Genomic DNA, 11131 nt, shown 5'->3' on the forward strand with positions numbered 1-11131 from the left:
GCCCCCGGCGGGCCCCACGGCACCTCCACGGCCCCCGGCGAGCTCTCGCCGCCCTTCCGACCGTCGGTGTGCCCTCGCGGCCGTCAGAGCCTCGCTGACGCCGGGGTGTCCACCCGACCTCAGCGGACCTCGGCGATCACCTCGACCTCGACCGGCGCGTCCAGCGGGAGGACGGCGACACCGACCGCGCTCCTGGCGTGCCTGCCCGCGTCACCGAGCACCGCGGTGAGCAGCTCGCTGGCGCCGTTGACGACCTGCGGCTGGCCGGTGAAGCCCGGGGCGCTGGCCACGAACCCGACCACCTTGACGATCCGCACGATGTTCGACAGTCCTCCGGCCTCCGACGCGACCGCGGCGAGGGCGTTGAGCGCGCAGATCCTCGCGAGCTCGTAGGCGTCCTCGACGCCCACCTCGGCGCCGACCTTCCCGCTGGCCCTCAGCTTGCCGTCCACCACCGGAAGCTGCCCCGAGGTGTAGACGTGGTCACCGGAACGCACCGCCGGGACGTACGCCGCCAGCGGCGGCACCACCTCCGGCAGGGTCAGGCCCAGCTCCGCCAACCTCTCCTCGGCCGTCACTGCTTGGGCCGCTTCAGGTAGGCGACCAGCTGCTCGGGGTTGGGCCCCGGCACGACCTGGACGAGCTCCCAGCCGTCCTGGCCCCAGTTGTCGAGAATCTGCTTCGTCGCATGTACCAGCAATGGCACTGTCGAGTACTCCCATTTCGTCATGCGGGACACATTAGCGAGACGGCTCCCGGCGAGCGGCCCACTACGGGTCCGCGAGCGCCCGGCATGGCTCATGCCCGCCACCCGGTACCGCCGGAGGCGGGCCGATGATCAGGGCGGTCCGCTGTGAGAATCTACATATTTACTTTCCGCATCCGATCGATTAGCGAGAGGGCCACGCACGGCTCCCCGGGCCTCGTCTCCGGCTTCGGACGGGTTCGGCTTCGGGTCGTCCGGCCCACATCGCCTTGCTGACCAGCGTGATCGGCGAAAGGGGCTCCCCGGCCACCCTCAGCGCAGGCGCCCGCTCCCGGCTCGGGCCCGCCGGGCGACCATGCCGTTTGAGTGCTACCGGGGAAGGTACCGGAGAGTTGTCAAGTAACCGTTGGGTAGCCTTCGAAAGGTGAGAGCTCGCGACACCGATTGGGACGGCGTACGCCTTCACGTCGTCACCGGCAAAGGTGGCACCGGCAAGACGACGGTGGCCGCCGCACTCGCGCTCGCCCTCGCGGCGGGCGGCGACAAGGTTCTGCTGGTCGAGGTCGAGGGCCGCCAGGGGATCTCCCAGGTCTTCGACCTGCCGCCGCTGCCCTACGAGGAGCGCAAGATCGCCGTCGCACCCGACGGCGGGGACGTCTACGCGCTGGCCATCGACCCCGAAGAGGCGATGCTCGAGTACCTTGAGATGTTCTACGGCATGCGCAGGGCCGGCAGGGCACTCACCAAGATCGGCATCGTCGACTTCGCCACCACCATCGCTCCCGGCTTCCGCGACGTCCTGGTCACCGGCAAGACGAGCGAGGCCGTCCGGCGCAAGGGCAAGGACGGCAAGAGGGTCTACGACGCGGTCGTGCTGGACGCGCCGCCGACCGGCAGGATCGTGCGCTTCCTCAACGTCACCAACGAGGTCGCGGGGCTGGCCAGGGTCGGCCCGATCAAGAACCATGCCGACCTGGTGAACGGCGTCGTCTCCTCTCCGGAGACCGCCGTGCACTTCGTCACGCTCCTGGAGGAGATGCCGGTCCAGGAGACCCTGGACGGCCTGAGCGAGCTCCGCACCGCCGGGCTCCCGCCCGGGGGGATCTTCATCAACATGGTCCGCGAGTCACTGCTGCCCGACTCCGTCCTGGAGGCCGCCGCCGAGAACCGGTTCGACCCGGCGGAGCTGGTGCTCGGCCTCAAGGCCGCGGGACTCACCGACGGCGGCCCCGCCGCGGTCACGGTGGCCGACGCCCTGGCCGAGGAGATCGCCGAGCACGCCCGCCGCACCGAGCTGGAGCGGGACGAGAGGCTGGCGCTGGAGGAGGCCGCACGCCCCCGCTACGAGCTGCCGCTGCTGGCCGACGGGGTGGATCTGTCCGGGCTGTACGAGTTGGCGGAATCGATCCGCACCCAAGGAGCAGCGTGAAGACCCCTCCGGTCCTCGACCTTGACGCGATCATCGACGACCCGCACACGCGGATCATCGTCTGCTGCGGTTCCGGCGGCGTCGGGAAGACCACCACCGCCGCGGCCCTGGGACTGCGCGCGGCCGAGCGCGGCCGTTCCGCCGTGGTGCTCACGGTCGACCCCGCGCGGCGGCTGGCGCAGTCGATGGGGCTCACCGAACTCGACAACACCCCCAGGCTCGTCGTGGGCGTCGAGGGCGAGGGCCGGCTGCACGCCATGATGCTCGACATGAAGCGGACCTTCGACGAGATCATCGAGGCGCACGCCGACCCCGAGCGAGCTCGCCAGATCCTGACGAACCCCTTCTACCAGTCCCTCTCGTCCAGCTTCGCCGGCACGCAGGAATACATGGCCATGGAGAAGCTGGGCCAGCTCCGGCGGTCGGACGACTGGGATCTGATCATCGTCGACACCCCTCCGTCCCGCTCCGCGCTCGACTTCCTGGACGCCCCCGAGCGGCTCGGCCGCTTCCTTGACGGCCGGCTCATCCGGCTGCTCATGGCCCCCGCCAAGGCCGGCGGGCGGAGCGCGTTCAAGCTGCTCAACGCGGGTTTCGGCATCGTCGCCGGAGCGCTGACCAAGCTGCTGGGCGCGCAGGTACTCAAGGACCTGCAGACGTTCGTGTCCGCGCTGGACGCCGTCTTCGGCGGTTTCAGGGCGCGGGCCGACCAGACCTACCGGCTCCTGCAGGCCCCCGGAACGGCGTTCCTCGTCGTGGCCTCGCCCGAGCGCGACGCGATACGCGAGGCTTCCTACTTCGTGGAGAGGCTGGCCGAGGAGCGCATGCCCCTGGCGGGTCTCGTGGTCAACCGGGTGCACCGCTCGCCCGCGGCCGTGCTGTCCGGGGCGCGGAGCACCGCCGCCGCCGAAGACCTGGAGGCGCGCGGCGAGCACGAGCTCACCTCCGCCGTACTGCGGCTGCACGCGGACCGGATGCAACTGGCCGCTCGCGAGCAACGCGAGCAGGAGCACTTCATCTCCGCCCATCCCACGGTGCCCGTCGCGCGGGTCCCCGCCATGTCGCAGGACGTGCACGACCTGGAAGGGCTGCGCGAGGTGGGCGACCTGCTGGCCGCCCAGTAGCCGTCACGGCGGCCTGCCGAGCCGTGCAGCGAGCGTTCGCCGACCCGTGACATGCGTGTACGGCTGGCGCCCGGCGCCAGCCGTACGGGATCGGCGCGAACTCAGCCGGCTATCAGCTCATTCGTCCGCTCATATTCTTCTTTGGCCAACTCCAGCAGGTCCCGCCAGGAGTCGACATCCGGTCGCCGACGCAACAGTGCTCGGCGTTCGCGCTCGGTCATCCCGCCCCACACCCCGAACTCGATGCGGTTGTCCAGCGCATCGGCGAGGCACTCGGTCCGGACCGGGCATCCTCGGCAGATCAGCTTTGCTCGGTTCTGGGCAGCACCCTGAACGAACAAAGCGTCAGGATCCGCACCCTTACAGGCCGCACGGGAGGTCCAATCCGTGATCCACATTCGACCCCACTCCCCTTAGGTGGTCAGTCGTGACTTGGGCCGACGGGCGCGGGCGTCGGGCCTCGGTATTCAATTGCTGCAGAAAGAGACCGTACGCAACCAGACGTTCGGGCCGACAGACCCCGGCGGGACCAAATTCTCACATGGTCATCCACGGCCATCTGGCCGGGAATGACTAGTCACCCACCTGCGATACAGCACGAAGTCATGGCAAAACAGGGTTCCGTTACCGTTTGGGTTATCCGTCCGACGTACCCTGGGTCTCGTGCAAGCTCAAGGCAAAGATCAGGGGTCGGCGGTCGGCAATGTGCTGAAGCTGCTCGGCGCGGCGGCTGTCACAGGTGTGCTCGTCGCCGCGGTGGCGCTTCCGGCGGTGGGTGGCGCGGGGATGACCGTGAACGCGGCGACGAACGAGCTGCGTCTTCTCCCCGAAGAGCTCAAGGAACCTCCCCTCGCGGAGAAGACCACCCTGCTCGACGCGGACGGCAAGCAGTTCGCCCAGTTCTACTTCGAGAACCGCGAGTCGGTGAAGCTCGACCAGGTCGCCGACGTCATGAAGACGGCGATCGTGGCGATCGAGGACACCAGGTTCTACGAGCACGGGGCGATCGACCTGGAAGGCACCTTCCGCGCGGCGGTGCGGAACGTCTCAGGCGGCGGGGTCGTCCAGGGTGGCTCCTCCATCACGCAGCAGTACGTCAAGCTCGTGCTGCTCAACGCGGCGGAGACCAAGGAGGAGCAGGACGCCGCCATCGAGGCGACGTTCTCCCGCAAGCTCAACGAGCTGCGCTACGCGCTGGCGGTCGAGGAGAAGTACACCAAGTCGGAGATCCTTGAGCGCTACCTGAACATCTCCTACTACGGCGCGGGAGCCTACGGCATCCAGGCCGCGTCCAGGCGCTTCTTCGACAAGCCCGCCTCCAAGCTGACCCTGTGGGAGGCGGCCACCCTGGCCGGAGCCGTGCAGAACCCGAGCCGGACCGACCCGGGGGCGGGAAAGGCGGCCCGCGCTCGGCTGCTGGAGCGACGCAACATCGTGCTGAGCCGGATGGCCGAGCTCGGCAAGATCACACCGCAGGAAGCCGAAGAGGCCAAGAAGAAGAAGCTCGGTTTCAAGAACATCTCGGCCCCCGGTGGCTGCGAGGTGAGCGACTACCCCTACTTCTGCCTCTACGTGCAGCAGGAGATCGCCTCCAACGAGGACTTCGGCAAGACCCGCAAGCAGCGGGAGAGGCTGCTCCAGCGGGGCGGCCTGACGATCAAGACGACGCTTGACCCGAAGGCGCAGAAGGCCTCGGAGAAGGCGATCCGGCAGTTCGTCCACGCCAGCGACAAGCCGGTCGCCTCGCAGGCGATGGTCGTCCCCGGCACCGGCGCCATCAAGGCGATGGCCGCCAGCCGGAAGTTCGGCGGGAACCCGAAGAAGAACGAGATCAGCTACAACCTCGTCGGCGACCGGCTGCACGGTGGCGGAGCGGGCTTCCAGGCCGGCTCCACGTTCAAGCCCTTCACCCTGCTGGCGGCCCTCGACAAGGGCATGAAGCTGAACGACGGTTTCAACACCGGCACCGGCTACCAGGCCCCCAGCCACAGCGCGTTCCGCGACTGCAAGGGCAACGCGGTCGGCGAGCCCGGGCACACCGTCACCAACTCCAGTGAGGGCCCCGGCGGTTTCAACACCCTGACCACCGGCACCCTGGGCTCGGTGAACACCTTCTTCATGCGCCTGGAGCAGGAGGTCGGCCTCTGCGAGACGGTGAAGATGGCCAAGAGCCTGGGCATCCAGCGCGCCGACGGCGCCCCGCTGAAGGAGTTCGAGACCTTCACGCTCGGCATCAACGAGATGGACCCGGTGACCGTCTCCGCCGCCTACGCGACGATCGCCGCCCGCGGCACCTACTGCAGGCCGATGGTGATCACCGAGAGCACCGACCGCGAGGGCAAGAAGACGTCGTACAAGCCCAAGTGCAAGCAGGTCCTGGACGAGGAGGTCGCCGACGCGGCCACCCACATCATGTCCGGGGTCTTCACCAAGGGCACGATGAGCCAGGTCGGCGGCATCGGCCGCGACGCGGCGGGCAAGACCGGCACCACCGACGCCTACACCGCCGCCTGGTTCGCCGGGTTCACTCCCGACCTCGCCTCCGCGGTGAGCGTCGGTGACCCGCGCGGCGCCTTCGGGCACGACCTGATCGGCGTGACCATCGGCGGGCGCTACTACAACTACGTGTACGGCGCCTCGATCGCCGGCCCGATCTGGAAGAACTCGATGCTCAACGCGCTCAGGGGCGTCGAGGCGACCTCATTCACCCCGGTGAACATGGGGCGCTTCGGCGGCTGCACCGGCAACCGGTGCGCGCCCAAGCCGCCGCCGAAGTCCGACCGGGGTGACGGCGGTGACCGTGGCGACCGTGGCGGTCGCGGTGGCGGTAACGGTCGCGGCGGCGGTGACGGTCCGCCCTCGGGCGGCGGCGACCGGGAGGTCAACGGCGGCATCACGATCCCTCCGGTCACCCCCTAGGACAGTAGAGCCCTCCGCACCTGCCCCTTTGAAAGGGTCCGGCGCGGAGGGCTCCGGCCTTACCCGGAGAGGTATCGTGCGTGCCGCCACGGCCTCGGGTCAGGAGGACGCGAGGCGCGCCCGTACGGCCTGTGCGACGCGACCGCCCTCGGCGCGCCCGGCGACCTTCGGGTTCACGACCTTCATGACCTGGCCCATGGCCTGCGGCCCGGAGGCACCGCTCTCGGCGACGGCCTCGTCCACCAGGGCGGCGAGCTCCTCGTCGGAGAGCTGGGCGGGCAGGTACGCCTCCAGCACGGCCTGCTCGTCGATCTCCGCCTGCGCCTGCTCCGCCCGGCCGGCACCGCTGAACGCCTCGGCCGCCTCGCGGCGCTTCTTGGCCTCCTTGGCCAGCACCTTGACGATCTCGTCGTCGGTGAGCTCGCGCGCCGCCTTACCCGAGACCTCCTCGACGTTCACGGCCGCGAGGGCCATGCGAATCGTGCGGGTGCGGATCTCGTCCCTGCTCTTCATGGAGGCCGTGAGATCGGCCTTCAGCTTGTCCTTCAATGCGCTCATGCGGTCCATCTTGCCGCCTCACCAGCCCCGCTGTATCCAGAGTTTCCGTCCGGAGGGCCGATCTCGGGCATGATGAGAGGGTGAGGAAAGCAGCCGCGGTGCCCCTGTCCCTGTTCGGCGTCGGCCTGGCCGGCCTCGCGTACGCCTCGGTCATCGAGCGCAACGCGTTCCGGCTGCGCCGCTTCGACGTGCCCGTGCTGGAGCCGGGGCAGCGCCCGGTGCGCGTCCTGCACCTGTCCGACCTGCACCTCACCCCCGGCAGGCGGATGCTCATCGACTGGGTCCGCTCGCTCGGAGCCCTCCACCCCGACCTGGTGGTCAACACCGGCGACTCCATCGCGCACCCCGACGCGATCACGCCCCTGATGCATGCCCTGGAGCCCCTGCTGTCGCGTCCGGGGCTGTTCGTCTACGGCTCCAACGACATGTACGAGCCGAAGCCGAAGAACCCGCTGCGCTATCTCTGGCGCACCTCCAAGGCCGACTACGGGCAGAAGATCCCCACGCTTCCCTGGGAGGAGCTGGGCACCGCCATGGCCGCCGAGGGCTGGCTCGACATGAACAACACCACCGCCCGGGTCAAGGTCGGCGATCTTGACATGGCGGTGGGCGGCATCCACGACTCCCACATCAACCGTGACCGCTACGACCTGATCGCCGGCCCCGCCCCGGCCGAGGCCGACCTGCGGCTGGGGGTGATGCACTCGCCGGAGCCCCGTAACATGACCCGCTTCGCCGCCGACGGCTACCAGCTGCTGCTCGCCGGTCACACCCATGGCGGCCAGCTCTGCGTCCCCTTCTACGGCGCCCTGGTCACCAACTGCGGCATCGACCGGCCCCGGGTCAAGGGCATGAGCCGCCACGACTCCGCCTACCTCCACGTCTCCGCCGGCCTCGGCACCAGCCCCTACGCTCCGGCCCGCTTCGCCTGCTACCCCGAGGCCAGCCTGCTGACCCTGGTGCCCCGTCGGCGCGGCGACGCAAGCACCCACGAAGTCCGCTAGACTTTCCCAAGCACGAGCAAGACCGGACGTGTGACCGGGGTGTGGCGCAGCTTGGTAGCGCGCTTCGTTCGGGACGAAGAGGCCGCAGGTTCAAATCCTGTCACCCCGACGTCGAATAAAGTCCCGAGGTAGAGGGCCGTTCCTGAGAAATCAGGAACGGCTTTCTGCGTTACTGAGTGACTATCTCTCTCAGAGCGCCGGGGATCGTGCGGCTTCCGGCGGTTGGCGGGGCAAGGGTGGGATTACGCATAGCGCCCGTGGGCGGTGGGCCGGGCATCGTGTGACCAAGAAGGAACTTTCCGTCTGACTTTTCCCCAGGCCGCCGGCTTTGAGCGGCGCGAATCGGTGTTTACGTCGACGGCTTCAACCTCTACTACGGGGCGCGTAACTCCTGTGGCAAAAGCACCCCTGGTTGGCGCCGGCTGGATATCCGCGCCTTGGCTCAGACGCTCATCAGCGTACGTGGTAGCCGGTCAGGGGCCTGTCTGACGCGCATCGTCTACTGCACGGCCCATATCGATGGGGCTACGAACCCGTCAGGGCAAGTCGATCAAGATGTGCACCTTAGGCATCGCGCGCCTCCAGCAGCGTGGACCACCAGGTACAGCGTTCTCATATACCACCCGGCTCCTTGTGGGCCGGGTTTTTCATGTCTGGACTCGGGGATCATCGGGCCAGGAACGGGCTCGCCTCTCATGTGACCGCCGCGCTGATCAGTCCGCTGATCACGAGTACGCCCAGCCCTCCGGCGATCTGACGGTCACGCGCCTGGGAGCCGGCGCACCGGGGACCGCTCCTTGCCCTGCTTCGAGTCACTCGCCTTCGCGGCCCCGGCTGAGGTGATCGCGTTCATACCTGCTCAGCGGTCTGTCGAGCAGGACCCGGCCGAGGTGATCCCGACACCACCTACCCCACGGCTTCCCGAACAGACCCTGGCCACCGAGCCCGCGATACCGACACCGCCGCCCAGGCGGGCCCTCTGCCGCCTTCCCCCGACACCCCGCCCAGATCCGCCCCGGCTCGGCACTGGGCGTCGCCTCGCGCCCCGTCCCAGGCGAACATCGGGGTGGCCGGAGACGGGGTCGGACCCACGAGAGAAGGGTGGGCTGCGACCGCACCTGGTCTACTTATCGCAGGTGCGATGACATAAGGGCAGCCTCTTTGTTGATTGCCAGGGAACCTGCCTCTTGAAGCCCGAATATGCGAAGGTATCGTGATTGTCCGTGGCGACGTTCTGGGTCGGCACGTGAGCCAGTAAGGAGCCCTCGTTGTTCAGGCGTCTTTCCCGGTGGGCCACGATCCCCATCGCCCTCACATTGGCCGCCGGCCTGGCCGGCTGCGGTTCCAGCGATCCGGCCACCTCCGCCTCCTCCGGCGGGTCGTCCGGGGACGGGGCCACGACGTTGACCGTGTTCGCCGCCGCGTCGCTGACCGGCACGTTCACCGAGCTGGGCAAGACCTTCGAGGCCGCGCACCCGGGCACGACCGTGCGGTTCAACTTCGGTTCCAGCGCCACCCTGGCCCAGCAGATCGTCGAGGGCGCCCCCGCCGACGTCTTCGCCGCCGCCAGCCCGGCCACGATGAAGACCGTCACCGACGCCTCCCTGGCCGGCACCCCGGCCACCTTCGTGCGCAACACCCTCCAGATCGCCGTACCCGCCGACAATCCCGCCAAGGTCGACGACCTGAGCGACCTGACCGATCCGAAGGTCAAGGTCGCCCTCTGCGCCGAGCAGGTGCCGTGCGGCGCGGCAGCGGTCAAGGCGCTGGACGCGGCCGGTCTGAAGGTCACACCGGTCACCCTGGAACAGGACGTCAAGGCCACCCTCACCAAGGTCGAGCTCGGCGAGGTCGACGCCGCCCTGGTCTACAAGACGGACGTCATCTCCTCCGGCGGCAAGGTCCAGGGCATCGACTTCCCCGAGGCGGAGAAGGCGATCAACGACTACCCGATCGCCACCCTGTCCAAGGCGCCCGCCCCCGAGGCGGCCAAGCAGTTCGTCGATCTGGTGCTGTCGCAGCAGGGCAAGGACGTGCTGACCAAGGCCGGCTTCCAAGCCCCCTGACCCGCGATGACGCGATCCGCGACCCCGGCGGGCCGGAACGGCGCACAGCGCCGCCCCGGCCCGTCCGGCCGCCCGTCAGGAGGTTCGGCAGGGGGTACGGCATGAGCGGCGACCAGCCCCGTAACGCCATCTGCCTGGGTGGTCCCTGCCACGGCATGCTCACCCACATCGACCAGGACATCGGCACCCTCACCGTGCCCGTCCCGCGCCGCTCATCCGAAGAGCCCGAGGGCGTCGCCCGCTACCGCATCACCCGCGAACGGGTGCACCATCCCTGCCGCGCCGAGCCGTTCATCGCCCTGCACTGGGCCGATCCCCCCGAACCGGCCGGCCCGCCCTGCCCCTGTGGCCTCAGGCACTAGACACGCCGCTCCGCGGGCGCACCTTCGCACGTCCGGCCGACGCGCCGGCCTCGCACCGACGTAGCACCGGATACGGCCCGCGCGGCGCGGCTCTCATCGCCGGTCGCAGTGTGGAGTACTCAACGTCGGAGCGGCCATGCCGCCACGGTTTCCAGCGCTCATAGGAGCCTTTAAGGGCATAAAGTAACCCCCCGGAGTCAACCGGCAGCAGACGGTAATGTACGTTTGTGGTCATGATCGCATCGATGCGGCGGGTCGTACGGCACGGAGGCGTCGCCTTCGCGCTAGGGCTGGCCGTGCTCGGTGCCGTCGTGTTGATGCACCTGACGCTGTGCGTGGTGGCCCCCGCTCACCGGGGCCATCATCGTGCCCCCGGCCCGTGGCCACCGGCCACGGCGACCGTCGGGGTGAGCGCCACCGAGGATACCGGCGCCGCCACCGGGCTTTTCACCCTGATCGGCGCGGGGACGCCGGCGGAGCACCTACCGTGCCCGGTTCCGCCCGTCGATGAAGATCACCACCTCTGCGGCGCGGCGGCCGGAGCGCAGATCACCGGCACGCGCGTCCTGGTGCCGGCCGGGCCGGTCGTCGGTGACCCGGTGGTGGCCGAGGAGTCCACCACAGCTCCACCGCCGCCCGCGCGGCGGCGCGCGCAACCGGTCCGTCCGCCGCCCGGGGTCGCGCTACTTCTACTCAAATCCGTTTCCCGGATATAGCCCGCCCCTCGGGCCGCCAACGACTCCACGCTCCCGCTGAGCGGTATGAGCCGTCGTTCGCGCACGCCCAAAAGCGAGCCGATCACATCGCATTCAGGGGAAACGGATCATGATATATACACTTAGTTCACCGCAGATCACTGCGAGTTCGCCGCAGATCGCCACCACCTCGCTCAGCCAGTTGATCACCGGAGCCACCTGCCACGCCCCCGAGCACGTGGTCGGCAACACCCCGGTGCTCTGGATC

General features: G+C 69.1%; 11 protein-coding genes and 1 tRNA gene. 8 read left to right on the forward strand and 4 right to left on the reverse strand.

The genetic code is table 11. The annotated features are described in order from the left end of the window. Nucleotides 1-119 precede the first annotated feature (119 nt). Both ABT130_RS45355 and sp36 read right to left on the reverse strand, forming a co-directional pair. Complete coding sequence (locus ABT130_RS45355; RefSeq protein WP_350930148.1) at nt 120-578, reverse strand: RidA family protein; 459 nt, start codon at nt 576-578, stop codon at nt 120-122. Then, complete coding sequence (gene sp36 / locus ABT130_RS45360) at nt 575-730, reverse strand: Sp36 family protein (RefSeq protein WP_012887236.1); 156 nt, start codon at nt 728-730, stop codon at nt 575-577. The genes ABT130_RS45355 and sp36 overlap by 4 nt, the downstream gene beginning before the upstream one ends. A gap of 400 nt (nt 731-1130) precedes the next feature. Between sp36 and bagA the strand changes: the two genes are divergently transcribed. Continuing rightward, nucleotides 1131-2135 carry an ATPase BagA gene (gene bagA, locus ABT130_RS45365; RefSeq protein WP_350966162.1) on the forward strand — a complete coding sequence of 335 codons (1005 nt, stop codon included), beginning with the start codon at nt 1131-1133 and terminating at the stop codon, nt 2133-2135. Next, the gene (gene bagB / locus ABT130_RS45370) at nt 2132-3259 is read left to right on the forward strand and encodes an ATPase BagB (protein ID WP_030924170.1); all 1128 of its coding nucleotides are present in this window, start codon (nt 2132-2134) and stop codon (nt 3257-3259) included. The genes bagA and bagB overlap by 4 nt, the downstream gene beginning before the upstream one ends. A gap of 101 nt (nt 3260-3360) precedes the next feature. Here bagB and ABT130_RS45375 read toward each other — a convergent pair whose 3' ends face one another. After that, the gene (locus ABT130_RS45375; protein ID WP_012887233.1) at nt 3361-3657 is read right to left on the reverse strand and encodes a WhiB family transcriptional regulator; all 297 of its coding nucleotides are present in this window, start codon (nt 3655-3657) and stop codon (nt 3361-3363) included. Between the two features lie 265 nt (nt 3658-3922). On the opposite strand from ABT130_RS45375, the gene ABT130_RS45380 reads away from it, so the two are divergent. Beyond that, nucleotides 3923-6178, forward strand: coding sequence for a transglycosylase domain-containing protein (locus ABT130_RS45380; RefSeq protein WP_350966163.1), 2256 nt, complete (start codon nt 3923-3925; stop codon nt 6176-6178). A gap of 99 nt (nt 6179-6277) precedes the next feature. Here ABT130_RS45380 and ABT130_RS45385 read toward each other — a convergent pair whose 3' ends face one another. Beyond that, entirely contained in the window at nt 6278-6736 is a 459-nt protein-coding gene (locus ABT130_RS45385; RefSeq protein WP_350966164.1) for a GatB/YqeY domain-containing protein, read from the reverse strand. A gap of 80 nt (nt 6737-6816) precedes the next feature. Here ABT130_RS45385 and ABT130_RS45390 point away from each other — a divergent pair, with 80 nt between their 5' ends. From ABT130_RS45390 to ABT130_RS45410, 5 genes are all read left to right on the forward strand, one after another. Further along, nucleotides 6817-7740 (forward strand): metallophosphoesterase, encoded by a 924-nt coding sequence (locus tag ABT130_RS45390; RefSeq protein WP_350966165.1) that lies wholly within the window; start codon nt 6817-6819, stop codon nt 7738-7740. Nucleotides 7741-7775: 35 nt separating this feature from the next. Next, nucleotides 7776-7849, forward strand: a tRNA-Pro gene (locus ABT130_RS45395). A 1159-nt stretch (nt 7850-9008) separates the two neighbouring features. Beyond that, nucleotides 9009-9806, forward strand: a complete 798-nt coding sequence (gene modA / locus ABT130_RS45400) for a molybdate ABC transporter substrate-binding protein (protein ID WP_350966166.1) — start codon at nt 9009-9011, stop codon at nt 9804-9806. Nucleotides 9807-9907: 101 nt separating this feature from the next. Then, nucleotides 9908-10168, forward strand: coding sequence for a hypothetical protein (locus tag ABT130_RS45405; RefSeq protein WP_350966167.1), 261 nt, complete (start codon nt 9908-9910; stop codon nt 10166-10168). Nucleotides 10169-10401: 233 nt separating this feature from the next. Then, nucleotides 10402-10884: a hypothetical protein gene (locus tag ABT130_RS45410; protein WP_350966168.1), complete on the forward strand. Its 483-nt coding sequence runs from the start codon at nt 10402-10404 to the stop codon at nt 10882-10884. The last annotated feature ends 247 nt before the right edge of the window (nt 10885-11131 follow it).

The organism is Streptosporangium sp. NPDC001681 (assembly GCF_040298085.1).
In the GTDB taxonomy this organism is placed as follows: domain Bacteria; phylum Actinomycetota; class Actinomycetes; order Streptosporangiales; family Streptosporangiaceae; genus Streptosporangium.

Excerpts from the sequence above, each read along its gene's own strand:
- sp36 (WP_012887236.1), bottom strand. The coding sequence starts at position 730 with ATGACGAAATGGGAGTACTCGACAGTGCCATTGCTGGTACATGCGACG.
- ABT130_RS45375 (WP_012887233.1), bottom strand. The coding sequence starts at position 3,657 with ATGTGGATCACGGATTGGACCTCCCGTGCGGCCTGTAAGGGTGCGGAT.
- ABT130_RS45385 (WP_350966164.1), bottom strand. The coding sequence starts at position 6,736 with ATGAGCGCATTGAAGGACAAGCTGAAGGCCGATCTCACGGCCTCCATG.
- ABT130_RS45405 (WP_350966167.1), top strand. The coding sequence starts at position 9,908 with ATGAGCGGCGACCAGCCCCGTAACGCCATCTGCCTGGGTGGTCCCTGC.
- ABT130_RS45410 (WP_350966168.1), top strand. The coding sequence starts at position 10,402 with ATGATCGCATCGATGCGGCGGGTCGTACGGCACGGAGGCGTCGCCTTC.